Genomic DNA, 25665 nt, shown 5'->3' with positions numbered 1-25665 from the left:
TTTTGAAGGAGATAAAAGGTGATAAGAAATGAGTACTTTGAAAGAAAATATTAGAAACGTGGCAATAATTGCCCATGTAGACCATGGTAAGACTACATTAGTTGATGGTCTGTTAAGACAAAGTGGTACATTTAGAGCGAATGAACAAGTTGCAGAAAGAGTTATGGATTCAAATGATCTAGAGAAAGAGAGAGGAATTACAATATTAGCTAAAAATACTGCAGTATGGTACAACAAAACAAAGATAAATATTGTAGATACACCAGGGCATGCGGATTTCGGAGGAGAAGTTGAGCGTGTTTTAAAAATGGTAGATGGTGTACTTCTTTTGGTAGATGCATTTGAGGGTACAATGCCACAGACTCGTTTTGTGCTAAAAAAGGCGCTTCAGTTAAATTTGAAGCCGATAGTTGTTGTTAATAAAATAGATAGGCCAGAAGCAAGACCTAGTGAAGTATTAGATGAAGTGCTGGAGCTATTTATAGAGCTTGGTGCAGATGATGATCAAATAGAGTTCCCGGTTGTGTATGCATCGGCGAGAGATGGCTATGCTGTGTACGATTTAGGGGATGATAAGAAAGATTTAAAGCCACTATTTGAAACAATACTAGATAAAGTTCCATCGCCTAAGGGGGATGAGAATGGTGAATTACAAGTTTTGGTATCTAGTATAGATTATGATGAGTATGTTGGAAGAATTGCTATAGGAAAGGTAGAAAGAGGAGAAATAAAGGTTGGAATGCCGGCCGTTATATGTAGAAAAAATGGTAATAATGATGCAACTAAGATAGGCAAGCTATATACTTTCGAGGGCTTAAAGAGAGTAGAAGTTAGCGATTCAAAAGTGGGTGATATAATAGCTGTGTCGGGAGTAGGAGATATAACAATAGGTGAGACTATATGTTCGGCCGATTGCCCGGATCCGCTACCATTTATTGATATAGATGAGCCAACATTATCTATGACGTTTAGTGTTAACAACAGTCCATTTGCAGGTAGAGAAGGGACATTTGTTACATCAAGACATGTAAGAGATAGACTCTATAAAGAACTTGAGACCAATTTGAGTTTAAGGGTTGAAGAAACAGATTCTCCTGATTCATTTAAAGTATCAGGTAGAGGGGAATTGCATTTGTCTATATTGATAGAGACAATGAGAAGACAAGGCTATGAATTCCAGGTATCCAAGCCAGCAGTAATTTTAAAAGAAATAGATGGGAAGGTACATGAGCCTATGGAGTATCTTATAATAGATGTTCCGGAAGAATTTATGGGAGTTGTTATGGAAAAGCTCGGTATGAGAAAGGCAGAGATGGTCAATATGACATCAGCTAATGGTGGATATATGAGGCTAGAGTTTAAGATACCATCGAGATGCCTGATAGGATATAGATCAGAGCTTATGACTGACACAAAAGGAAATGGAATAATGAATCACTTATTTAGTGGATTTGAACCATATAAAGGAGATATTCAGGTAAGGCAAAGAGGATCCATGGTTGCGTGGGAAGATGGAGAGGCTGTAACTTATGGCTTGTTCAATGCGCAAGAGAGGGGAAGTTTGTTTATAGTGCCCGGAGTGAAGGTATATGAGGGCATGATAGTAGGAGAAAACGCACGACAAGAGGATATAGTAATAAATGTTTGTAAGAGAAAACATGTTACTAATATGAGAGCATCAGGAGCAGATGAAGCACTAAGATTAGTGCCACCTAGAGTGATGAGTTTGGAGCAGTGCCTTGAGTTTATAGGTGATGATGAATTGGTAGAGATAACCCCAGAAAATATAAGGATGAGGAAGAAGATTTTGAACACAGAGCAAAGGGCAAAGTTTCAGGCAAGAAATAAAAACTAATATATAAAAGAGGTTATATTATGATGAACGATTTAAACGAGTTAGATGAGCAAAGAGATATTACAAGGAAGTCGAAATTTAGGAAAATCTACTGTATCGGAGTGCTTGTAGCGGCAGTGGTGTTGAGTTGTTTATCGTATAAGTATGCTAAAAGCGATGTATATAACTTAAGTATGCTGGCTCGTGCGAATGTTTCTGATGTTGTTAGATTTAATGTACCGTATGGAGCTGGGACAAGGCAAATAGCAGAAAATTTGTTTGATGCAGGTGTTATAAAAAGCAGACTGGTGTTTAGAATCGTATCCAGGATACATGGATACGATGGTAGGTACCAGGCTGGTATGCACATAATATCAAAAGATTATTCTTATGCCCAGATAATGAATGCATTATCTGGGAAGTCTGTTTGTGTAAGGGTAACTATACCGGAAGGTAGTTGCTACAAGCAAATAGTTGACATATTAGTTAGTAAGGGAGTAGTAAGGGAACAAGAATTTATAAGAGCAGTTAATGAAGAATATTTTGATTATGAATTTTTGGATGATGTGAGAGGAAAGAACATGTGGATTGAAGGATATTTATTTCCTGACACATATGAGTTTATGGCTACAGAATCGGCAAAGGATGTTATAAACAAGTTTCTTAGAAATTTTGATAAGAAGTTTGAAAAGGAGTATTATACTAGGGCAAAAAGAATGAATATGACTATTCAAGACGTTATAACTTTAGCATCTATTGTGGAAAAGGAAGCAAAATTGCCATCTGACAGAAGGAAAATAGCTGGAGTTTTTTATAATAGATTAAATAGTACCGATATGAAAAAGTTGCAGTCTTGTGCTACTGTACAATATGTATTGTATAACAAGTATGGTATAACTAAGCCAGTACTTAGTATAAGTGACACACAAATAGATAGCCCGTATAATACATATTTAAATGAGGGATTGCCAGTAGGACCCATATGTTGCCCAGGTAAGGCATCTATAGAAGCGGTGCTTTATCCAGAAAAGAATGATTACTACTATTTTGTTGCAAAAAAGGATGGTGGGCATATTTTTTCCACTACAAACGAAGAACATATGAGGGCGATTAAAAAAGTGAATGAATAGGAGAATAGTATGATTTGTTACGATTACATAAATAATTATATAAGAGATATGATTCCAAAGTCGGTAGATATATTAAAAGAGATGGAGGAATATGCTAAGGATCGGCATGTGCCAATTGTGCTTCCTGAGGTGGCAAGGTTTATTATTGTGGTAGGAATGATTAAGAGGCCCAAGCGTATTTTAGAGATTGGCACTGCAATAGGGTATTCTGCTATTACCATGTCGCAGGTGTTAGAGGAAGGTGGTATGATAGATACCATAGAGATAAATGATGAAATGGCGACTAAAGCGAGAGAAAATATAAAGCGGGCTAATTTGGATAATAAGATAAATGTTATTTTAGGTGATGCAAGAGAAGTTTTGCTAGACATTGATGCGAAATACGATATGTTGTTTATTGATGCGGCGAAGGGGCAGTATTTTGAATTTTTAGAAGGAGCAAGGAATAAACTAAATGATGGTGCGATTATAATGTCTGATAATGTCTTATACAAAGGTATGGTAGCAAGTGATGAGCTTGTGGACAAAAGAAAGAAGACATTAATACGAAAGCTTAGGGAGTACGCGCATTCTATATGTAATGATGCGTCAATGGAGACAGCTATAATACCTATAGGCGACGGAGTGGCACTTAGTTTTTTGAAATTTGCAAGAAGTGGAGAGGATTATCTATGAAAGTTGAATTATTAGCACCAGCAGGGAATTTGGAAAAATTGAAGATTGCGATATCTTACGGAGCTGACGCGGTTTATATAGGTGGAGAAAAATTTGGATTAAGGGAGTATGCAGATAATTTTTCGTTGCAAGAAATGAGAGAGGGAGTTTCTTTTGCACATGAAAGAGGCAAAAAAGTTTATCTTACAATGAATATCATACCTCATAATAGTGATTTAGCGGGCATGGATAGCTACATAAAGGAGGTAGCAAAAGTAGGAGTAGATGCGGTATTGGTGTCTGACCCAGGTGTGTTTAGTATAGTAAAAGAAAATGCTCCCAACATGGAGATCCACCTTAGTACACAAGCTAATAATACAAATTACAAAAGTGCAAATTTTTGGCATAGTATGGGTGTAAAAAGAGTAGTATTGGCCCGAGAGTTGTCATTTGAGGAGATAAAAGAGATTCGTGATAATACAAAAGAGGACTTGGAACTTGAGATGTTTGTGCATGGTGCTATGTGTATATCCTACTCAGGACGATGTCTTTTGAGTAATTATATGGCCAGTAGAGATTCCAATAAGGGTCAGTGTGCGCATCCTTGTAGATGGAAGTATTATTTAATGGAAGAGAAAAGACCAGGTGAGTACATGCCAGTATTTGAGGATGAAAAGGGTACTTACATTTATAATTCAAAAGATTTGTGCTTGATAGAACGCATACCAGAAATAATAAAGGCAAAAGTATCTAGTCTTAAGATTGAAGGTAGAATGAAGAGCGCTTTTTATGTTGCAACAGTAGTTGGTGCATATAGAAAGGCAATAGATGCATATTATAAAGATCCTGAAAATTATATAGTTGATAAATCGCTAGTAGAGGAAGTTTCGCGAGCAAGCCATAGAGCATATACAACTGGATTTTTTGATAGAAAGCCGGATGGGAATGAACAGATATATAACACAAGTACATATATAAGGGACTATGAGTTTTTAGGAATGGCGCTAGAGTACGATGAGTTTACTCATATCGCAAAAGTAGAACAAAGAAATAGATTTATGCTAGGGGATAGTATAGAGGTGATGAACCCGGATGGCACGAAATTTTGCCAAGAGATAAAAGAAATGTGGGATGAGAATATGGAGAGTATAGATGTTGCTCCACATCCACAAATGATAGTTTACATAAAAATGGATAAAAAAGTTTCAAGGTATTCTATGTTAGAGAAAAAAGCTTAGAATAATCATCATCACTGGTTTAATCGGTGGTTTGTTTTGTGGCTATAAGATTGATGTTAACTGTTTGCCCTCTAAAGGGGCTACAAAAGAAGTCTACTTTTTTGCGTGCAAATTTTACGATTAAACCATATCTTTTCCTTTGATAAGGTTTTTACTTTTTTTCTTAATCAATCGCTGAAGTCTTGTGACTACAGTTAGAGGATGTATTTTTTGAAATATGTTAAGATTTTTATCCAATTGATCTATATGATCTTTATAGCCGCATTCAGACAGAATCTGCTTTAGAGTGGTTACACAGTTTTTTCTAAAGAAAGAGTAAGTTTCTAAATGAATATTAAAATTTTCTAACATAGACATCATTTTATAACCACACTGTGCTACGGTTGCAGCATCTCTTAAGGCAGAAGTTGAAGGATCAAAATTAAGATCAAGCTTAAGAGTTTTTGGGTAATAAAATTTTTCATGTAAGTCATTTGGATATGTTCTTGGCAATTTGTAAAAGTCATCTAATGAAAATGTAATAGAATCCACTGATAGTATAGAGTTTTCTTTTAGAACTTTTAAACATTCCATATTAAGAAATTTTTCTATGATGTCAAGTTTTTGATCGTGGGATAAATTAAGACGTTTTGGCTTTTCCCATATAAATTCATAGACACTTTTTCCTGTATTATTTAAATTTAATACAAGGCATCCTGAATCAAAAGAATAATCTGAAATTTTGTCTTTTGAAGCAAAATTTATAGCATTAGAGTTGTAGAGACTAAACAAATAAGACATTTTTTCAACATTTGATGTAAATTCTTTCAGTAATGGATTAAGCCTTATCCAAGAGGAATCAGGAACTTTTCTAAGGTTTTTTAAAATATTGAATGTAGATGAAACACTCTCATGAACATAAGATGACTCTACCAAAGAACAGTCAAATATAGAATTGCCGCTAAACTTGTCCATTTTTGAAAAATCATGAGATGTAAGAAATATTCTATGCATATAAGCATTGCATGATAGTATAAAACTTTTTATTTGTTCTAATGAATGTAAATTTCTATCCCAAAAAGTTATTTTAGAATTGTCAGTTTTTCCCTTAAGAGCGAAACTATATAGTATACCTGCCACATTTTCTAGTGAATCTCTAAATTTAATTGGCTTGTTAAATTTGATAATTATGGCTGAGTGTGAGTAAAAGCTAGGATTAACGCATAATATAGCGCTATCTACATAGTTTAATCCATTTTCTATGAAAAATTGTATTAATTCTCGATCTTTGGTATCAAGTACATAATTTTCAACTGATTTCAAAAGAGATTGATTATATTCTAAGAAATAATTGGAAGTTGTTTTCCAATTAGTATTAAACAATTCAGAATTATTTTTATCGAATAACGGGTTATTATAAAGCAATTTAATGCATTGCTTGAAAAATTTTTTATCATCAAAAGAACTAGATGATAAAAACATATCTATAGCTGTACGTATAGGGGACTTTTTAGAAATGTCTGAAGTAGTTAACAAAGATGAAACTTTTTTATCGTACAAACATGTAGCATTTTCTGTTCTGTATATTATATGATTTAATAGAACATACAAAGTTTTGATGTCCTTATTCAAAATAACTATATTAAGACAAGATTTTGTATTGCTAATATCTAAGTTAAGCATAGCTCCTCTATCTAAAAAAGATTTAACGGTGGCATAGTTACCACAAGATATTGCATTATCTAGGGTATCTCTAAAAGGATCGTCTCTCAAAGATTTATTTAACGCACATGTAGCAATTTTACCAAACATAATATAACTCCTTTTTGCAATATTAATACAACTATACATTGTATCAAAAAAAGAAAGTTTGTCAACAATATAAGAAAATGGTATATAAACAAAAAAAGTCCATATAAGGAAAAATATTTAGTATTGACTTTTGACAATATATATGATAAATTAATGACTGGCTTATTAGATTGGTGAGTTTTTTTGTCTTCATTACATAAAAGTATGTAATGTTAGCTGCCAATAGTTTAGGTGTACATTATTTTTCTTTGAGGTAGTTTGAATTTTAGGAGAATATATAGTGTAGGTAAAATCAATGTTAAGAATATATGGGGGTGTAGAAATGAGAGTAAAGATTACATTGGCATGTGCAGAGTGTAAGCAAAGAAATTATGATACAAAGAAAAACAAAAGGAATGATCCTGATAGATTAGAAATGCGCAAGTATTGTAGATTTTGCAGAAAGCATACTGCACACAAGGAAACGAAATAGTAAAAATACTTCTTAAATAATGGAGATGTGAAAATATGACAGGAGAAGCAAGGGATATAAAAATGGATGATAATAAGGAAGCAAAGGTTAATAAAAAAATGAAAAATTTTAGAAATTATTTTAAAGATATGAAGAATGAGTTAAAAAAGGTAGTTTGGCCTGATAGAGCTCAGCTAATCAATAATACGGTAACTGTGTTGGTATTTACTTTGTTAACTGGAATGCTCATATGGGTTGCGGACGGATTATTCAGTAAATTAGCTTCTTGGATATACAGATAAATATTTTGACATGGTTATTGTTTCAAGGTGTTGACATGCAAAAAAAACATAAGAAATATGCTTCTTGTGATGCCGTAAGTGATTAGGTTTCTAATAGACTTATTGGGCTATATCAAGAGGCTTATATGTTGTTAAAGTATTTAGGTTTTGGAAAAGTTTTACCATACCTATTAGGAAGGGAGGGAATTAGATGGAGTTGAGTGATTCATCGAATGAAGCTAAGTGGTACGTGGTATATACATATTCTGGTTATGAGAACAAAGTGAAAGCCAACTTAGAGAAGATGGTAGAGAACAGAGGAATGCAGAACTATATAGTAGATATTGTTGTTCCGATGGAAGAGAGAACCGAGATAAAAGCGGGAAAGAGAAAGACTACACTAAGAAAGGTATTTCCTAATTACGTTTTAATAAAGATGGTCATGAATGATGATTCGTGGGGAGCTGTAAGAGGAGTAAGAGGAATAACTGGATTTGTAGGAGCTGGAACTAAGCCTGTTCCGCTATCAGATTCTGAAATGAGGGCTATGGGAGTAGAAGAGAGCACGGTTGTGGATTTTGAAGTTGGAGATAGTGTTAAAATAGTGACGGGGCCACTAGAGAATTTTATAGGTACAGTTGAAGAGATAAATATGGAGAAGAAACGAGTTAGAGTGTCTGTAGCTATGTTTGGTAGAGAGACACCAGTTGAGTTAGAATTTATGCAGATACAAAAAATTATAGGTTGACAAATAGTTAATTTGTTGATAAAATACACGCTGGTAGGTTAGTATCAACCTACAGGTGTTTGTTATATTAAAAAGTGAACTATGCACCTAAGGTTAAGTGTATTATTCGCGTTTTGTAAAAAATTGGGAGGTGGAAAAGATGGCTAAAAAAGTTACAGCCGTTGTAAAATTACAGATTAGTGCAGGAAAAGCAACTCCGGCTCCACCGGTAGGACCAGCTTTAGGACAGCATGGTGTTAATATTGGTGGGTTTTGTAAGGAGTTTAATGAGAAGACAGCGAAAGATGCAGGATTAGTAATACCAGTAGTTATTACTATATATGCTGACAGATCATTTTCGTTTGTGTTAAAGACACCACCTGCATCTGTGTTGTTAAAGAAAGCGTGTAAGATTGAGAGTGGCTCAGGAAAACCTAATAAAGATAAGGTAGCAAAAATATCTTGGGATGAGGTATTAAAGATTGCTGAGCAGAAAATGCCTGACTTAAATGCCGCGACAGTAGAAGCAGCTGCAAATATGGTTGCAGGTACAGCGAGAAGTATGGGTATAGTAGTAGAAGGCAAACCAGTTAACGTTAATAGTTAATGTGGGAGGAAATTTAGGAGTTTCCGTAAAATTTACCACAAGGAGAGTGAAATAATATGAAAAAAGGAAAGAAGTATGCTGAAAGTTCAAAACTTGTTGATAAGTTGAAATTATATGATCCTGAAGAGGCATTAGGTTTGGTTCAGCAAACAGCGAAGGCTAAGTTTGATGAGACAATAGAAGTTCATATAAGACTTGGAGTAGATTCAAGGCACGCGGATCAGCAGGTAAGAGGTGCGGTTGTGTTACCTCATGGAACAGGGAAAAAAGTAAGAGTGTTAGTATTTGCTAAGGGAGATAAAGCTACTGAAGCAGAGAAGGCCGGAGCTGATTATGTAGGGGATGCAGATTTAGTAGCAAAAATTCAAAATGACAATTGGTTTGAGTTTGATGTTGTAGTAGCAACTCCTGACATGATGGGTGTAGTTGGTAGACTAGGTAAGGTGTTAGGACCTAAGGGGTTAATGCCAAATCCTAAAGCAGGTACAGTTACAATGGATATAACAAAAGCCATAGCTGATATAAAGGCCGGAAAGATAGAGTATAGATTAGATAAAACTAATATTATACACTGTCCAATAGGAAAGGCGTCATTTGGGACAGAAAAATTAACAGAAAACTTCCGCACATTATTAGCGGCAGTAGTTAAAGCAAAGCCATCGGCTTCAAAAGGCCAATACATAAAGAGCTTGGTTATTGCGTCTACAATGGGTCCTGGAATAAAAATTAATCCTGCAAAGGTTATGGAATAATAATAAAAAAAACTATTTACAAAGGTTAATTTATAGTATATAATATCTTTTGTAAATGCATTATGCCGAAGACAGTAGGTTGTATTCTATATAGAATATATAAAAATTTACCTACCGAGGATTTTGTTTAAGTGTTGTCTAAAAAATATACTCTAAAACAAGTCCTCGTAGGCAGAACCTATTGAGGGCTTGTTTGTATTGCCGGTATATTTAGGAGGAGGTGAACAATAGTGCCAAGTAAGCAAATATTGGAGGCTAAAAAGACTATAGTTGAGCAACTTACAGAAAAGATTTCTAATTCGAAGACAGTTGTACTTGTTGATTATAGAGGATTGACAGTTGAGCAAGATACAGAACTTAGAACTGCTCTTAGAAAAGCAAATGTTAAGTATGAAGTTGTGAAGAATACACTTACTAGGTTTGCTATGAACAATAGTGGTTATAGTGAAGTGGATGCGTATTTAAATGGACCTACAGCTATAGCATATAGTTATGAGGATGTTGTAGCTCCTGCTAAGGTGATAGAGGAGTTTGCTAAAAAGTTTGAGCATCTTGAAGTAAAAATAGGAATAGTAGAGGGAAGTATCTTTGACGAGAAGAAGATAAAAGAGTTGTCAGAGTTACCATCAAGAGAAGAGCTTATTGCGAAAGTACTTGCAGGATTCAATTCACCAATTGCAGGCTTTGTAAATGTTCTTAACGGAAATTTACGAGGACTAGTTGTTGCATTGAATGCGATTGCAGAGAAAAAAGCAAATGCGTAAAAAAATAAAAAAAATAATTTGACAAATGGAGGATATTGAAAATGGCTAGTGAAAAAGTATTAAAGGTAATTGAAGAAGTAGAGGCTTTAACAGTTTTAGAGTTATCAGAGTTAGTAAAAGAATTAGAGGAGAAGTTTGGTGTATCAGCAGCAGCTCCAGTAGCAGTAGCAGCAGCACCGGCAGCAGGTGGAGCAGCAGCTTCAGAGGAAAAAACTGAGTTTACTGTTGTATTAAAAGACGGTGGATCAGAGAAGATACAAGCTATTAAATTAGTAAGAGAATTTACAGGATTAGGATTAAAAGAGGCTAAAGATCTAGTAAGTTCTGCACCAGCTACATTAAAAGAAAGTGTATCAAAAGACGAAGCAGCTTCAATAGAAGCTAAATTTAAAGAAATCGGAGCAACAGTAGAAATAAAGTAATTATTTTACATAATTGTTCGATAAAGGCTCGTTACGTTTGTAGTAACGAGCTTTTTAACAGATATTAGCAAGAATTCTCCCACCTCTATAGGTGGTGAGATGAATTGCAACATAGAAAATAAAAAACCGTGGGGCACACGGGATAAGCATCGTACTGTCTTAGCACATTAGTGCTATCGAAGGAGAACCGACTGTTTGCACATTGTTGCAAAAGGAAGCCCCTACCTCCACACCGAGAATTTTATGGCAAAAATTTGAGGTGTAGGTAGGGGAGGATGTCACAAATTTTTGTATTTATACTTAGAAAAGTACTAGTTGTGCTTTAGTATAAAGAAAAATTCTAAATTACAGGAGGAATACAAAAATGAATAATCAAAGTACACAGAAAGATATGTCAAAATCCAAATTTTATGTATGCCCGATTTGTGGAAACATAATTCATTCAATGGTAGATAGTAAAGTTTACTGTTGTGGTTCTAATTTGCAGGCATTAGAGCCAATGCCAGAGAATGAGAAGCACACAATGACTTGTGATACTATTGAAAATGAGTATTATGTTTCTATGACTCATGGTATGACAAAAGAACACTATATGTCATTTATCGCGTATGTAACAGGTGATAGATGTGATATTGTAAAGTTATATCCAGAGCAAAAAGCAGAAGCGAGATTTTTGAATATGGGTAAAGGCACATTGTACGCTTATTGCAATTTACATGGTTTTTTTGCAAAAAGCATATAAGATATTTTTAATTATTATTTTTGGGGGAAATGTGATTTTCTCCCTTTTTTTTTGAAAAGTATTTTAAAAACAATTGAAAGTGACTTTTATATAGATTCCAATGGAAAATTTTATACATTTCTATATTTTACGGCCTCCTCTAAAAAGGTATTTGAGATAAAAAAACATTAATGATTATGTTACATATTACTGTTTACAATTTGTGCAAAGTATTATATAATCTGGTAGTCAGTTTATAGTTATTATTTGACAAAAAAGTTAGGGTAGTGAAGGTAAAATAGAATAATATATAAAATGTGGCGGTAGCTAGAGATATAAGGAGGATAATTGTGAGAGCAGAAAAGAATGAAAAAATGGAATTTTCCAAAACAAGTAAAATATTAAAAACTGATTTTGACAAGGACATTGATGGTTCTGGGCTTGTGCCATTATACGAAGCGCAGAAAAAGGGTTATTTGAAGATAATAGAAGGCAAAGACATAAATGCAGTAAATGAAAGAGGAACTACACCACTACATAGGGCGTGTGAAATAGGAAACTTGAAGGTGGTAGAAAGATTATTGAGTTTGGGAGCAAAAGTAGATGTGAAGGATATAGATGGATATACACCGCTACATTTGGCGAGTTATTGTGGATATAAAAAAATAGTAGAAAAACTGTTGGAGGTAGGAGCAGACGTAAATTCGTTAGATAAATCGAAAACTACACCTGCGTATAAAGCATGTAAAAAGGGGAAATTGGATGTATTAAAGAAATTATTAGAGGCAGGAGCAGATGTAAATATACCAGATGAAAATGGGTATACGCCACTACATGTAACGTGCTTTTATGGATTTAAAAATGTGGTAGAGATATTATTAAAGGTTGGGGTAGACGTAAATGCAGAAGATAATACGGGTACAACACCAACGTATGTGGCGTGTACAGTTAATCAGAAAGAGATATTGGATGAGTTGATAAAGGCAGGAGCAGATATAAATAAGGGTGGAGACGATGGTTGTACACCATTACATATAGCAAGTGAGTTAGGGTATGCAGGAGTAGTAGAAAAGCTTTTGGAGGCGGGAGCAGATATAGATAAGCTAGCAAACCAAGGAATTACACCTTTATATGTTGCGTGTATGAACAAGCGGGTAGTTGTGGTAGAAAAATTGCTTGAGGCTGGTGCGAATACAGAGCAATCCAGGAATGGGGAAGAGACTCCACTATATTTAGCCTGCTATAATGGATGCCTGCCTATAGTGGATAAATTGATTAAGGCAGGTGCAAATGTAAATGTAACTAACAGCAGAGAAGTTACGCCACTATATTTAGCAAGCCAAAAGGGACATATTGATGTAGTAAAAAAATTGCTTGAAGCGGGTGCAGATAAGAATAAGGCTAATATTGAAGGAATCACACCAATTGGTGCAGCATGTTACAAAGGGTACACAGATATAGTAACCGAATTATTATCAAATCAAAATGTAAATGAAATTGTAAAAAATGGAGATACGCTATTGCACGTAGCATGTAGAGAGGGGCACTTAAAGATAATAAAAAAATTATTGTCATACGACGGAGTAAATATAAATGCAGTTAATGACAGTGGGGATAAACCACTAAACTTGGCAAAAAATAAAGTAATATTAAATATTCTTAAGAATAAAAACAAAGAAAAGATGTTAGTTGCTTGTAGGGATGGTAACATAAATGAACTAGCTAAGATATTAGACACTGAGGGAATAATAGGGCCAGGAAGTCTTGGAAAATGTTTTAGTAAATCGAATAGAGAGGTTACACGATATTTAGTAGACAGATTTGGCGTTAAAAAAACAATAGAATCTCTGCAATATATAAAGGATGACAAATATATAATAGATGAATTATGTGGCAGAAAAAATATATTAAATTATGTTAATGGGATACTTACTGCAAAGATATCATATAGATTGATAGATGCGTGTAGACAATCAGATGAGGCTAAGGTAAGGCAATTATTAGATACGGGAATAGATGTAACGAAAGATGAAATATACCTTAAGGTGGCTGTAAATGAAAACATTAGAAAAATATTGAAAAGTTACGGTGCAAAAGAAGTGGAAAAGAGAGTGGAAATAAATAAGAATGAGCAAAAGAATATAGAAAAATACGTGTTGCTTAAATTAATTATTGGTGGATGCACAATAGAAAAAGTAACAAAGCTATTAGACAAAGGGATTAATGTTGATGAATCAGATAAGAACAAAAGATGTGCATTGATGTACGCAATAAGAAGAGGGAATGTTGATATAGCAAGAAAGTTAGTAGAGAGAGGAGCAAATGTAGAGTTAAAAGATGCTAGGGATAAAAGTGTATTGATGTATGCGCTAGAGCAAGGCGAAAGTATGGCATTTATAATAGACGCTATGATAGATAGCGTTGATGTAAATATGGTCGACAAAAACGGCAAAGACTTATTGATGCATGCGTGTCAAGGAGGATATATGAAGGTGGTAGAAACATTAGTTAATAAACAAAGTGAACTAGTGTACAATATAGACAATAGTGGATGGACGGCAGTAGGAATAGCATTTGAGAGAGAAGATATAAAGATGACTAAATATCTTATAGGAAAAGGAGCAATAAATCCAGGAAAAGCGAAAGATAAAGATAGGTTTTACAAGTTATTAGGAGAAGAGGAGAGAGGGGAATCAAATAAGGAAAAGAAAAGAGCGTGCATGTGTGAGGAAATTACGCACGTAGATAAGAATGGCAAAACGAGGGAGTAATTAAGAGTTATATTGACTTGAAAAAAGCGTGAGAATAAAATATACTATATGGGTAAACATATTTTACGAAAATCAAAGAGAAAGGGGACTTAAGTTAAGTATGCCAGAATTAAAAGGATCAAGGACAGAAGCGAATCTTATGGCAGCATTTGCAGGAGAATCGCAAGCTCGTAACAAGTATACGTATTATGCGGCAAAAGCAAAGAAAGAGGGATATGAGCAGATAGCAAACATATTTAAAGAGACAGCGGAGAATGAGAAGGAGCATGCAAAGATTTGGTTTAAATTATTACATGATGGGGTACCAGCTACAGATGAGAATTTGTTGGATGCAGCAAATGGAGAGAACTTTGAGTGGACCGACATGTATGCGAAATTTGCTCAAGAGGCGAAAGAAGAGGGCTTTACAAAAATAGCATATTTGTTTGAAGCGGTAGGAAAGATAGAGAAGGAGCACGAGGAGAGATATAGGAAGCTTTTGAAGAATGTCCAAGGAGGGCTGGTGTTCTCGAAGGATCAGGATATGATATGGCAGTGTGGTAATTGTGGACACATCCATATAGGAAAGAAAGCTCCAGAGATATGTCCAGTATGTGAACATCCTAAAGCGTACTTCCAAATCAAAGCAGAGAACTATTAGTAAAGAGGATTTCTAAAGACAAAAAAGTTTTTAGAAATCTTTTTTTAGGTATTATTTGTAGATAACATTCAAAAAAATACATCAAAAGAAATTTTATTAACAAAAGTAAAAATAAGTTAATTTAAAAAGAAGAATGGACGAGAATATTCAAGTGTAATAGAAATGTTTTAGCCTTAAGGTTGTTAGGGATGATAATAGCAGTATATTACTCAAACAAATTATTTCAAGGAGGAATGGCTAATGTTCAAGACAACAAGAATGACTAAAAAGTTTCAAGAAATGAAAAATGGGGGTTACACGCTATTTTCAGATAAAACTAAAAAAATACTGTTAGCAATGGGACTCTCTTTATTAAGCGTAGTATTGTTTAGTCAAGAAGCACATGCCGTTATGAGTTACAAAATAACTCACATGAAAGATGTTTATTATAATAAAGAACTAGATCAGTATGGACGCAAAGTAGAAGTGCAGAAAGAGGATGCCTACGAAAATGACGTGTTAAAGGATACTGTAGAAAATACATACACAAGATACCAAATAGAAATAAAAGAGTCTGATAAAAATAGAAAATTGGAAGGTATATATTTACCCGACGCGAACAAAGCGCTAAAAGAGTATGTAGGTGCAGTAAAGGGCCAACAAAGTGCACTTGTAGTAATAGAGGTTCCAAAAGATACAGAATATGTAATTTTAAAGAATAATAATTCTAATGATGATGGGATAGAAATTTCATTTAATGAGATTGATGCAGAAGTAGATAATGATGGACCTACATGTGAAAAGGAATCATTGATACAGTATAGATCTACAAATAATCAAGGGTGGTACTTGCAAGCAAAATTTACTGATAAAACTAAAGTATACAGAATAGAAGATGCGTGCGGACTTAATAGGGTAGTTTTAAGAGAGAAAGAAAGAGATAAAGAAGTTGAATTAAAGTATATGCTAGAGCCTGAAGACGAGTATTTTATGATATATGATATTTTAGGTAATGCTACTAAACTTGAGGTACCAGCAGAAGAAGAGATTCCATTTAAAATTGTATATAATACAAGAAATATTGATGGTTCACAAATAGCTTTGGACATAGAAACAGAGTACAAATTAACAGGAATAAAGACAGCGGCTGGAGAAGATGTTGATCTTGCTATAAATGGAGGACATGTTTATACTAACGTACCTTCTGGTACAACAAAGTTAGTTTTAGAATATGAGATGGGAACTGAAGATAACCCTAAACCAGGAGAGTTAGTAATACCATTGGTATTGGATAAAGATATTCCAGTTATTATTTCATATAGTGCTGATGGAAGTGATGAAACTGGATATACAATTGAAAAAAGTAACGAAGAATCAGCAAGGGCAAGAGTATATTTTAGTAGAGAGCAGAAAAAGGGTATTGTTGAAGCAACAGACTTAAAGAGTGGAATCTACAAGATAGTTACACTAAAGGGACCCAAAGAGGCTTATGAAGAAGAAGTAATAAGGGATTCAAGAGGAAATAGAGTTTATCCATTTTTGGATGACAAGATAAAAGAATCAGTATTGTGTTTATTTAGCATTACAGATGATACAACAGCAGTCAGAGTTTGTGATGGTGTTGGTAATGCATTGGATATAGAATTAACTGAGGATATAGAAGATAAAGAGATTACAGTTGCTGAGTTTGTAAAAGACGAAGAAGGACATTATAAATTGGTTACTCAGGATATAGAAGCAGGATTGGGTTCAATAGAAAGAGATGGAGATGCTACAATTAACCAAAACTTTGGAGCAGAACAAGATAATAAGCGTCCTATAAAAGAAAATGGCGAAACAGCAGTATATTATGATCAATACACACTAGAAAAATATGAAGTAGCAATAGATATAATGGGACAACCAATCATAAAAATTACAGATGCATTAGGTAATGTAAGAGAAGTATCAATTGACGATGCTGTATATCAATCAGTATACGCAACATATAGCGAGCACAATGCATATACAAATAGCGGTTCACTTTCAGTAGATATAAGAGATGAGCGAGGAATTGATAAAATAGAAATAACAATGGTATTAGCTACAGCAGAAGATGATCCAGAACCGGAAGAAGTAGAAATGCCAGATGTTGATGAGGAAACAGAAATGCCAGCAGAGGATGATCCAGATTATGATGCAAAGTTTGCAGCGTACAGAGCTTGGGATGAGTATCGTAAGGCAGAAAGTGCAAGATCTGCTTGGGCTGATCAATATAGAAGAACTTATGTACTAGAAAAATTCAGAGGAGATCTTCCAACAAAGGTTACAAAAACATATTTAATACCAGAAGGTAAAGTAGAAGAAGTACATGTATATGGTGCTGCATATGAATTAGGAGAAGGAGAAAATAAAACAAGTCACCAAAATTGCAATACAATAGATGAGTTAGTGAATGTAAATGAAGTAGGGTCAGACGAGAGAATAACAGTAAAGAATTCAGATAGAGATATAGATAGAGATAATTCGGGAAATATTACTGGAGCTAAAGTAACAGCTAAATATGGTATAAAAGAAGTTGCTTATGATGATGTTACTGATAAGAACTTAAAAGATACTGTAGTTAGGTTCTATGATGAGTTACCAACAGAGCTACATGTAAACTGTATGGTTACAAGAGAAGATGGAAATATAGGATTTGCAAAAGTGGTTGTAACAGATGCGTTGGGAGATACTCTAACAATAGAAAGCGATAAGATAACATTATTTAATGGAACTGTACTACACTAAAAAATGGCTTGAAACCTAACAACTATAAATTTTAAGGAGGAATAGCTAATGTTTAACAGAAGAGTACATAATACAAAAAAAGGTGGATATACGTTATTTTCAGATAAAACAAAAAAAATGTTGTTGTCGGCAGGAATTTCTATGTTGAGTGTATGTGCCCTAACCAATGTTGCAAGTGCGACACCCAAAATAGAGGGGAAAGTATATACTAAAACTAACGGAGATAAAGTATTATATCAAATAGAAGCAAAAGAGGAGGCAAAAGAGAACGACAGAGAATTCGAATTAGATGATATATATATAGTTACTACTACAGATGGTAAAGAGATTGAGACAAAAGCTAAAAAGCTTTTCTGGCAAAAAAGTAGTGATGAAAAAACTATTTTGGCAGTAATAGAAGCAGATGAAAATGCAACTATTAGAATAAAAAATAATGATAAAAGAAAAGAAAAACCAGGTGCAGACGATAATCTGCCAGATAATTACTATGATATAAAAAAAGAAAACGATATTCAGGCGTATACGCAAAGTAATCCCTTAAAGCTTTTATGGGCATATAAAAATAAAGAGGAGAAGTATGTACAATTTAAAGTGGGATACGAAGGAAATGCTGAATGTCAACCCATTATAAATGAAATAGTTAGAAAAGATGGAGATATAGAATTAGTAACAAAGGTATCAGAAAAGGATCAAGGTAAGGAAGTAGTAGCAAGATATGATTATGAGAATCTTGATAAAGAGGTTACAGATGCTACAGAAACCGATGATGATACAAGTTTCATGGTAAGGAATATATTTGGAGATGAGCTTTCAATAAATATAGAAAATATAAATGTAACATATACAATTGCAGCAAAAGATGCAGATGGATCAAGAGTAGTATTAAATATGGTTTTACCAGAAGGAGCAAAGTTATTAAGTTTAGAGACAGTAAATGGAATAGATATATTAACTAGTGCAGATGTAGATAAAGAATGGCCAGGTAAAGATTTGGTTAATATCTATACAGATGTACCAGCAGGAACAACATTTTTGACTTTAAAGTACAAGGTTGGTGAAGAAGAAATAGAGATACCAGTGGCACTTAAGTTAGATTTGACTTCACCAGAGGTTGTACAAAGAAATGCTGATGGGAACAGAGTAGATGCGAACGGTACAGCAAGAATATATAAAAATGATAAATGCACAAAAGCGATAGTGGAAATATCGGACGTACTAAGTGGTATTAAAAAGATATCAGTATTCAAAGATGGGGATGAGTGCGTGGAATTAACTCAAAAGTTTGAGTTAAGCAATTTACCTACATCAGTGGTTCAATTAATGGATCTACCAGCTGGGGCTACAAGTATAAAGATATATGATGGTATGGGAAACATAAAGGATATAAGTTTGGAAGACGTTAGTATAGATGCTGGAGCTGGATTAAGCTTAGACTTTGCGTTGGATATGGAAGATGAAAATGCGAAAAGTATGATTGTTACATATCAAGACAATAAATCAGGATTACATAAATTTTTAAGATCAAAAGAGATTAATGCGGATAGAGAGCCAAAGCAAGCGTTAATTGCTATTAACTGTGAGGCAGAATATGCACCAAAAGTTGAGGACGAAGTTAATTTGTATAAAACAGTTGAAGGGAAAAAAGAGATAGAGAAAAACTACATAGTTACAGAGGACAAAAAAACTATAGTAGAAGCCAATTGGCAAGGCGTACCAGAGTTCACAATAGTAAGTGCTCTTGGAAATAAAAAAGAGTTCAACATAAATGAAATAATGTTTACATTGGATAAAGTATATTTATCAAAGACTGATGATGAGGATCCGGTTGTAAAGGCTATATCAGTTGATGCACATGATCTAAGAAGAATAAAGAAAATAACAGCAGAAATAAATGACGAGGAAGTAGTACTAGATACATTTGAAGTTAAAGGAGGAACAATACAAGGTCCAGTAGATGTAAGTAAGGCGTACGAATTACCAGATGGAGCACATTTAACAAAAATAACATTTTATCACTATGATGGGGATGTTACACAAAATGAAAAAGTAATAGATCTTACAATAGATGATCCAGAGGTTGAAACAATACCAGATGATTCAGATGAAGATATAGATCCAGATTATGGAGATGCAATAGAAGGAGGGGCTACAGTTATAGATAAAGACGGTAACCCAACAATAGTGCCAACAGTAACATTGAGAATAGCAGCAGGAATAGAGTATATTGAATATTCAGATGGATGTACAATTGAATTTTATGATGATCTACCAAAAGAAGTAGAAATATATCAATATGATAAATCATTTAAGGAATTGGAGTATATTTTAGTAAGAGATGGTTTAAAACAAGAGTATAACGTAGCTGTAGGATCAGAGGATTTGGCAAGATTTAGTTCAGTAAGAGAAGCACAACAACCATAAAATCCACAATATATATAATTGCGAAAAAATCCACTATTCCGAAAGGGATAGTGGATTTTCTAATGAGGGGTAGTTTTTTTGAAAAGTATGTATTGCATTGAATCCATTAATGTTATAAAATGAAGACGCAAGAACAAGTAATAAGTATTTGCGGGGATTAGATTGAAACTTAACAACTGGTGGCTTCGTTCCGCTTATTCGAATAGCAGCAATAATGTTGCCTATGTGAATTCCTCTGGGAATTGCAATAACAATAATAGCAACAACACGGGCTATTGCGTGAGGTGTGCTTTGCAAGGATATCAGAAAGTTTATTTTAGGGAAAATAACTCCGAATACCAATGCAAAGGAATTTAATTCCCTTTCAAAAGAAGGAGATCTTTTGGAAAAACACTTGCATCTAAAAAAAGTAGACGCAAGAAGGCAAAAGCTATGTTTCTACTTTGGAAGCTAAAGATATCTTTAGCTTTTAGATGTAATAAAAAAAAATAATACTATGGGGATTAAATTGAAACTTAACAACTGGTGGCTTCGTTCCGCGTATTCTAATGATTCTAATCGTGTTGCCTATGTGAATTCCTCTGGGAATTGCAATAATGATAATAGTAACAATACGTCCATTTGCGTGAGGTGTGCTTTGCAAGGATATCAGAAAGTTTATTTTAGGGAAAATAACTCCGAATACCAATGCAAAGGAATTTAATTCCCTTTCAAAAGAAGGAAATCTTTTGGAAAAACACTTGCTCCTAAGAAAGGTAGACGCAAATGACAAGTTTGTTTTTACCTTGGAAGCCTAAGTATTTTTGGCTTTTAGGAGTTTTTTTGTTGTGTACTTTGCAGTAGAACACATAAATATTTTGGTTTATTTTTTAAAAAATGATTAATAGGACACAAATAGTATGCAAACTTTTTACCTGTACAGTCATCTAACTTTTGTGCATAATTTTTTATTTTTCTTAACAAAGTAGTATAAATCTAGTTTTAGTGCATCACATATGGCTACATAATACTCAATAGTAAGCTTAAGCCTTCCACCTAGTACCCCATATAATGTTCCTCTATCAACTCCTACTTTTTCAGCTACAAAAGAATATTTAATGCCATTTTCTTTTATATACTGTTTAATTGCAGCTCCATACATTTTCTACATTCCTTTCTCTTTAGTTTTCCTGTATATATTATTTATAGTATTTCTATAAATAATATATTATAGAATTTCTATAATAGCAACATTTTTTTAAAGTTTTCCTACAAAAACATTGAATATTTAAAGAATTTGTGATATATTTACAAGGAACTTATATTTTTAAGATAGGAGGTATAATATTGGGACTCGTTAGAGAAGAGGTTGCAAAAAATATTTTGTTTTATAGGAAAAAAAGAAAACTAACAAGAAAAGCTCTATCCGAAAAACTTAGTGTTAGTGCATCAGCCATTGTTAACTGGGAAACTGGGAAAAATTCAATAGATATGGATACTTTGCATGAACTTTGTAAGGTTCTCAATGTGTCCGTAGTAGATATATTTGGAAAATGTGCAAATATGCTTGAACATAATTTTTCGGCTCGTGAGAAAGATATTATTTATAAAATGCGTGAATTGAATGAAGAAGGTATAAAATACATAGAGAAACAGTTACACTACGCTTTACAACAAGAAGATTTTCTTTTAAAAAACCATATATTTTTTGAATCACACAATACGGCATATAATGTAGAGGAGAAAGAATATTAAGGAGAAGAGGAGGAATTATATATGCAAAATTTTTTATACACTATGCAATCGAATAAAGAATACCTACAGGATTTCGTAACACGGAGTACCTATCATTCAAACAGCATCGAAGGCAGTACACTAACATATGCTGAAACATACGCTATTTTGTATAATGATAATAGCTTTAAAATACAAGGTAAAGAACCTCGCGAAATATACGAAGCAATTAATCATAAGAGTGCATTAGAGTTAGTTTTTGAGTGTTTGCAAAAGAATGTACCTTTTGACGACAGATTGATAAAAAATATAAATACAATTATCAATAAAAATATAAGAGATACTGTTGGTTATAGAACTGTGAGTGTATTAATTAGAGGAAGTGACCATATACCACCAGCACCTGAAAAAATACAAAATCTGATGCATTATTTTGTATATAACTATAACAATGATACTCAAGATGTTTTTAACAAAATAGCTATGTACCATATTGAGTTTGAAAAGATACACCCTTTTGAGGATGGAAACGGTAGAACTGGAAGGTTAATCATAAACTATGAATTATTAAAAAATAATTTACCTCCACTAGTAATACCTAAAGATGATAGAGTAAAATATTTTGAATTCTTAAGATGCCAAGATACTGTTGCCTTTGCTGATTGGCTAAAAGAATTATCTGATTTTGAAAAAGATAGAATTTTAAAATTTAAAAATTCTTTGTAGAGGAGAAAGAATATTAAGGAGGAGTTTTGACTGCTCCCCATGATTAAAATCAGGGGATTCACACTCGCTTGTCACTTGGTGACTGAACAGTCCATTTCTGGTAGTTTGTACGGTGTGGTATGGGTGCGCCATCACCCATCATAGGGCAGAACATATAGTTCCCTATCTCTTTTGAAAAATATAACTTTCTTGTAAATATATAACAAATTCTTTAAATATTCAACATTCTTATAGGAGAACTTAAAAAAATGTTTGAAATTATAGAAATATCAAAAACCAGATAAATACTACTTTGTTTTAATTAGTATTTATTAGGTAAAAATTAAAAAATAGACAACAAACATATTCGAATAAAAAGTATATATTATTCGGAAGGAGAGATGATCTATATGTTTTGTTGTTTAGAAAAAAATTCCAACATAACGTATGCCATAAAAGTAGTGTTTACGTTTAGTATAACTCTGTTCTTAATGGCATTACTTATGAAGAGTACGTCTTATGCAAAAAATGTTCCAGGAACAGAAGGTATATGCAATATTTGTAAGGCAACATGGGAGACTTCAGCTCCTGAGGCCACAAACGTTCCATCTACGTACGATTATGTATACTATGGCGAATTGGATGAAACAAAAAAATATGATCATCCTAATGTTTCTAATTCGTCAGCCCCAACAGCTAATTGTCCACAGACTAGTTATATAAAATCAGGGCCGATAAAGTTTAGAGTGTTGGATACTACATCAAATGATGAAAATACGCCAGCATTATTTTTATTGACAGAGTACCCAATTGGGTATAGAAGATTTTATTATAACAAGGGTAGTAGTAGTACAGAATCACAAGATTGGAGCAAAAGTGAGATGCGAGGTTTTTTAAATGGAGAAAGCGAAGGATGTGTATATAAGGATTGTTTTAATAATGCAGAAAGAAAAGTAATAATGCCTACAACTAAGAGAAGTGATAAGTGTAAACAATGGTGTGGTAGTGGATATTATAGTTGTAAAAGTGGAGACACAAAGAATGAAGGTGCTGATACTAGTTGTAAGTTAAACAATGATTATATATTTTTATTATCTGCAGAAGAGGTACTAGACAATAAATATGGATTTAGTACAGCGTGGAATTCAGATGCAAAGGACATAAATCGGAAAGTGGATGAGGCGCATACTGGAGGTATGTGGCCAGGCTGGTGGCTTCGTTCCGCGTATTCTTATGATTCTAGTCGTGTTGCCTTTGTGTATTCCTCTGGGGGTTGCGGTAATGTTTATAGTATCAATACGTCCATTTGCGTGAGGTGTGCTTTGAACATACCTCTGTCCTCAGTCCTCATGACCTCATATGCGAGTGACGAAGGAGCGAGTCCTCAAAGGTTAAATTTGGTTGAAGACAGAACTAGAAGTAGAGGTATGAGCCCAAAGTTATCGGATGAGTTTAAGTTAACCATATGGGATCAAAGAACTACCTCTCCTAGGTCTGGTTTTAGTGGAGAAGTGGTTTCACCAACGCCAACTACATCTGGAGATCCTATAATATTATCTGGTGGAGAAATTCTAACAATACAATATAGTGGCGCGGCTACTAAAAAAGAAAATGGAGATGGAACCTTAACGGATCTTGCGGTTACTGAATATGCTAGTGCTGATGAATATATTACCGTGATAATTCGTAGAGATGCTGGCGAAAATAATAGCGGATATGCTGCAGCAGGTGGAAACTATTATGGTATAATAAAAAAGATTGCTAGAGCATCGGATGCTCATGGTACATTAAAGTTAGCTATACCAGAAGGAATAGCTAAAGGTAATTATACTGTAATGATAATGAATGAGCAAAGAAATGGTCCATATAAAACTAATTATGCAAATAAGTTTGATATTCCTATAACAATTTTAGAAACTCAACCTGATACAACAGATCCTATCATTATAGGGAAGGTTTATAAGAATGCAGCAGAGACTACATTCCTAGTGAAAGCAAAAGATAATGGAATGTTGAAGGAAATAAGATATACGGGTGTTAGCTCTTCATATCCAGCTATGCAAGGACAAGAGTGTAAGATGAATTTTATGGCTAATTCTGCAATAACGGGAGATAACGAATTTCAAATATATAATCAAGCAGGACGATATACATCAGTAAAAAGTTCATCATGTATAGTAGACAGTGTAGCACCTACAGTTATAAAAGAGGAAGAAGAATTTCATTGGAAATTGATACTACAAGATAGTGAATCTGGGTTATGGAAAATAACAGACGCAAGTGGCAATATAATAAAGGATTATAGTAAAGATGGATATCCTATAACACAAGAGGAATTCATTGTGCCGTGGATGTACGATAGTGTTAAAGTATATGATGCAGTGGGCAATGTTGAAACTATACCAACTGATTCACATCAAGTAGGTACACTAGGCTATAGCTATATAAAGAATCCTACTTGGTCAGGAAGTAATGATACAGAGACTTCATATAATAAGGTATATTTTGGAGGTGGTTCAGGTAAAAGTAGTTATTTTAATGATACGAGTCACGCAATGGTGTTTAGAGTATTAGATAACACAGCAAATGATGATAATTGTACGCCGGCGTTGTTTATGTTATCAGAATATGTAGCGAAAAGTTCACAAGCATGGGACGTTAGAGATACTGGATCAAATATATGGTATAGTAGCAATGCTATGAAAAATTATTTAAATACTATGTTAAATGGGTGTTTTAGTGAAATAGAAAAGGAAGCAATAATGTCAACTACAAAAACTGAAGAAGGAGACACAAAGTGGTATTTTAGGGGAGTTAACGCAAATCCTAAATTTTACTATGCTGGAGCAACAAATGTACAAAGAGAAAAGCTATTTTTATTGTCAGCAAAAGAAGTTATAGATATAAAATATGGTTTTTCAAATAAGCCGAATAGTAGCTATTTTAATGGTACAAGTGGTTCAGGATATGTATATGGGGAGACTGATAAAAGTAGGGTTGGATGGCTTGATGCAAGTGATACGACTTCCTCTTCCCCTAGAGGGAATACAAACGGCTGGTGGCTTCGTTCCGCTTGTTCGTATAGCAGCTATGGTGTTGCCTATGTGACTTCCTATGGGTATTGCTATGACTATTATAGCTACTACACGGGCTATTGCGTGAGGTGTGCTTTGAATATACCTCTGTCCTCTATCCTCATGACCTCGTATGCGACCGTAGGGAGCTCCTCAAGTGAAACTACATTTAGTCCATTACCTACGCCTACAGTGACAGCTTCTCCATTTAAATTGACGAT

Annotated in this window: 21 protein-coding genes and 1 other annotated feature; of the genes, 19 read left to right on the top strand and 2 right to left on the bottom strand. The window is 34.0% G+C overall.

All coding sequences use genetic code 11. The features are described 5' to 3' along the window. The first annotated feature begins 28 nt into the window (after positions 1–28). The 4 genes from typA to J6Y29_06955 are packed head-to-tail and all read left to right on the top strand — an operon-like array spanning position 29 to position 4856. Positions 29–1855: a translational GTPase TypA gene (gene typA, locus J6Y29_06970; GenBank protein ID MBP5427605.1), complete on the top strand. Its 1827-nt coding sequence runs from the start codon at positions 29–31 to the stop codon at positions 1853–1855. Positions 1856–1875: 20 nt separating this feature from the next. After that, positions 1876–2964 (top strand): endolytic transglycosylase MltG, encoded by a 1089-nt coding sequence (gene mltG / locus J6Y29_06965; GenBank protein ID MBP5427604.1) that lies wholly within the window; start codon positions 1876–1878, stop codon positions 2962–2964. 9 nt (positions 2965–2973) lie between these two features. After that, positions 2974–3639: an O-methyltransferase gene (locus J6Y29_06960; GenBank protein MBP5427603.1), complete on the top strand. Its 666-nt coding sequence runs from the start codon at positions 2974–2976 to the stop codon at positions 3637–3639. Further along, positions 3636–4856 carry a U32 family peptidase gene (locus J6Y29_06955; protein ID MBP5427602.1) on the top strand — a complete coding sequence of 407 codons (1221 nt, stop codon included), beginning with the start codon at positions 3636–3638 and terminating at the stop codon, positions 4854–4856. Before J6Y29_06960 ends, J6Y29_06955 begins: the two co-directional genes overlap by 4 nt. Positions 4857–4976: 120 nt before the next feature. Here the strand turns inward: J6Y29_06955 and J6Y29_06950 are convergent, their stop codons facing one another. After that, positions 4977–6647, bottom strand: coding sequence for a hypothetical protein (locus J6Y29_06950; protein ID MBP5427601.1), 1671 nt, complete (start codon positions 6645–6647; stop codon positions 4977–4979). A 322-nt stretch (positions 6648–6969) separates the two neighbouring features. Here J6Y29_06950 and rpmG point away from each other — a divergent pair, with 322 nt between their 5' ends. From rpmG to J6Y29_06890, 12 genes are all read left to right on the top strand, one after another. After that, a complete protein-coding gene (gene rpmG / locus J6Y29_06945) occupies positions 6970–7119 on the top strand; it encodes a 50S ribosomal protein L33 (protein ID MBP5427600.1) in 150 nt (49 codons plus the stop codon). A 62-nt stretch (positions 7120–7181) separates the two neighbouring features. Next, the gene (secE, locus tag J6Y29_06940; protein MBP5427599.1) at positions 7182–7400 is read left to right on the top strand and encodes a preprotein translocase subunit SecE; all 219 of its coding nucleotides are present in this window, start codon (positions 7182–7184) and stop codon (positions 7398–7400) included. A 190-nt stretch (positions 7401–7590) separates the two neighbouring features. Beyond that, a complete protein-coding gene (nusG, locus tag J6Y29_06935; GenBank protein ID MBP5427598.1) occupies positions 7591–8127 on the top strand; it encodes a transcription termination/antitermination factor NusG in 537 nt (178 codons plus the stop codon). 139 nt (positions 8128–8266) lie between these two features. Beyond that, positions 8267–8713: a 50S ribosomal protein L11 gene (gene rplK, locus J6Y29_06930; GenBank protein MBP5427597.1), complete on the top strand. Its 447-nt coding sequence runs from the start codon at positions 8267–8269 to the stop codon at positions 8711–8713. A 56-nt stretch (positions 8714–8769) separates the two neighbouring features. After that, positions 8770–9465, top strand: coding sequence for a 50S ribosomal protein L1 (rplA, locus tag J6Y29_06925; GenBank protein ID MBP5427596.1), 696 nt, complete (start codon positions 8770–8772; stop codon positions 9463–9465). A gap of 47 nt (positions 9466–9512) precedes the next feature. Next, positions 9513–9672: a sequence feature (ribosomal protein L10 leader region), on the top strand. Positions 9673–9695: 23 nt separating this feature from the next. Continuing rightward, positions 9696–10229 (top strand): 50S ribosomal protein L10, encoded by a 534-nt coding sequence (locus tag J6Y29_06920; protein MBP5427595.1) that lies wholly within the window; start codon positions 9696–9698, stop codon positions 10227–10229. Positions 10230–10270: 41 nt separating this feature from the next. Continuing rightward, positions 10271–10651: a 50S ribosomal protein L7/L12 gene (rplL, locus tag J6Y29_06915; GenBank protein ID MBP5427594.1), complete on the top strand. Its 381-nt coding sequence runs from the start codon at positions 10271–10273 to the stop codon at positions 10649–10651. Positions 10652–11015: 364 nt separating this feature from the next. Further along, the gene (locus tag J6Y29_06910) at positions 11016–11393 is read left to right on the top strand and encodes a hypothetical protein (protein ID MBP5427593.1); all 378 of its coding nucleotides are present in this window, start codon (positions 11016–11018) and stop codon (positions 11391–11393) included. Between the two features lie 329 nt (positions 11394–11722). Beyond that, the gene (locus tag J6Y29_06905) at positions 11723–14143 is read left to right on the top strand and encodes an ankyrin repeat domain-containing protein (GenBank protein ID MBP5427592.1); all 2421 of its coding nucleotides are present in this window, start codon (positions 11723–11725) and stop codon (positions 14141–14143) included. Between the two features lie 100 nt (positions 14144–14243). Then, complete coding sequence (locus tag J6Y29_06900; protein ID MBP5427591.1) at positions 14244–14783, top strand: rubrerythrin family protein; 540 nt, start codon at positions 14244–14246, stop codon at positions 14781–14783. A gap of 240 nt (positions 14784–15023) precedes the next feature. Then, a complete protein-coding gene (locus J6Y29_06895) occupies positions 15024–17531 on the top strand; it encodes a hypothetical protein (protein MBP5427590.1) in 2508 nt (835 codons plus the stop codon). Between the two features lie 48 nt (positions 17532–17579). Next, entirely contained in the window at positions 17580–19952 is a 2373-nt protein-coding gene (locus tag J6Y29_06890; GenBank protein ID MBP5427589.1) for a hypothetical protein, read from the top strand. Positions 19953–20874: 922 nt separating this feature from the next. On the opposite strand, the gene J6Y29_06885 is transcribed toward J6Y29_06890, so the two are convergent. Continuing rightward, positions 20875–21093 carry a helix-turn-helix transcriptional regulator gene (locus tag J6Y29_06885; protein ID MBP5427588.1) on the bottom strand — a complete coding sequence of 73 codons (219 nt, stop codon included), beginning with the start codon at positions 21091–21093 and terminating at the stop codon, positions 20875–20877. Positions 21094–21278: 185 nt separating this feature from the next. Between J6Y29_06885 and J6Y29_06880 the strand changes: the two genes are divergently transcribed. From J6Y29_06880 to J6Y29_06870, 3 genes are all read left to right on the top strand, one after another. Continuing rightward, complete coding sequence (locus J6Y29_06880) at positions 21279–21686, top strand: helix-turn-helix transcriptional regulator (protein MBP5427587.1); 408 nt, start codon at positions 21279–21281, stop codon at positions 21684–21686. A 21-nt stretch (positions 21687–21707) separates the two neighbouring features. Beyond that, complete coding sequence (locus J6Y29_06875) at positions 21708–22391, top strand: Fic family protein (protein MBP5427586.1); 684 nt, start codon at positions 21708–21710, stop codon at positions 22389–22391. A gap of 389 nt (positions 22392–22780) precedes the next feature. Next, on the top strand, positions 22781–25665 hold a 2885-nt coding region (locus J6Y29_06870; GenBank protein ID MBP5427585.1), incomplete at its 3' end, for a hypothetical protein.

Source organism: Clostridiales bacterium (genome assembly GCA_017961515.1).
Classification (GTDB): domain Bacteria; phylum Bacillota; class Clostridia; order Acetivibrionales; family RGIG10202; genus RGIG10202.
Note: the sequence above shows the minus strand (reverse complement) of the source record. Positions and strands in the feature narration are given on the sequence as shown.

Coding starts and splice junctions, on each gene's coding strand:
- J6Y29_06950 (MBP5427601.1), bottom strand. CDS start 6,647: ATGTTTGGTAAAATTGCTACATGTGCGTTAAATAAATCTTTGAGAGAC.
- J6Y29_06890 (MBP5427589.1), top strand. CDS start 17,580: ATGTTTAACAGAAGAGTACATAATACAAAAAAAGGTGGATATACGTTA.
- J6Y29_06895 (MBP5427590.1), top strand. CDS start 15,024: ATGTTCAAGACAACAAGAATGACTAAAAAGTTTCAAGAAATGAAAAAT.
- secE (MBP5427599.1), top strand. CDS start 7,182: ATGGATGATAATAAGGAAGCAAAGGTTAATAAAAAAATGAAAAATTTT.
- rplL (MBP5427594.1), top strand. CDS start 10,271: ATGGCTAGTGAAAAAGTATTAAAGGTAATTGAAGAAGTAGAGGCTTTA.
- J6Y29_06910 (MBP5427593.1), top strand. CDS start 11,016: ATGAATAATCAAAGTACACAGAAAGATATGTCAAAATCCAAATTTTAT.
- nusG (MBP5427598.1), top strand. CDS start 7,591: ATGGAGTTGAGTGATTCATCGAATGAAGCTAAGTGGTACGTGGTATAT.
- J6Y29_06900 (MBP5427591.1), top strand. CDS start 14,244: ATGCCAGAATTAAAAGGATCAAGGACAGAAGCGAATCTTATGGCAGCA.
- J6Y29_06875 (MBP5427586.1), top strand. CDS start 21,708: ATGCAAAATTTTTTATACACTATGCAATCGAATAAAGAATACCTACAG.
- rplA (MBP5427596.1), top strand. CDS start 8,770: ATGAAAAAAGGAAAGAAGTATGCTGAAAGTTCAAAACTTGTTGATAAG.
- typA (MBP5427605.1), top strand. CDS start 29: ATGAGTACTTTGAAAGAAAATATTAGAAACGTGGCAATAATTGCCCAT.
- mltG (MBP5427604.1), top strand. CDS start 1,876: ATGATGAACGATTTAAACGAGTTAGATGAGCAAAGAGATATTACAAGG.
- rplK (MBP5427597.1), top strand. CDS start 8,267: ATGGCTAAAAAAGTTACAGCCGTTGTAAAATTACAGATTAGTGCAGGA.
- J6Y29_06885 (MBP5427588.1), bottom strand. CDS start 21,093: ATGTATGGAGCTGCAATTAAACAGTATATAAAAGAAAATGGCATTAAA.
- rpmG (MBP5427600.1), top strand. CDS start 6,970: ATGAGAGTAAAGATTACATTGGCATGTGCAGAGTGTAAGCAAAGAAAT.
- J6Y29_06955 (MBP5427602.1), top strand. CDS start 3,636: ATGAAAGTTGAATTATTAGCACCAGCAGGGAATTTGGAAAAATTGAAG.
- J6Y29_06960 (MBP5427603.1), top strand. CDS start 2,974: ATGATTTGTTACGATTACATAAATAATTATATAAGAGATATGATTCCA.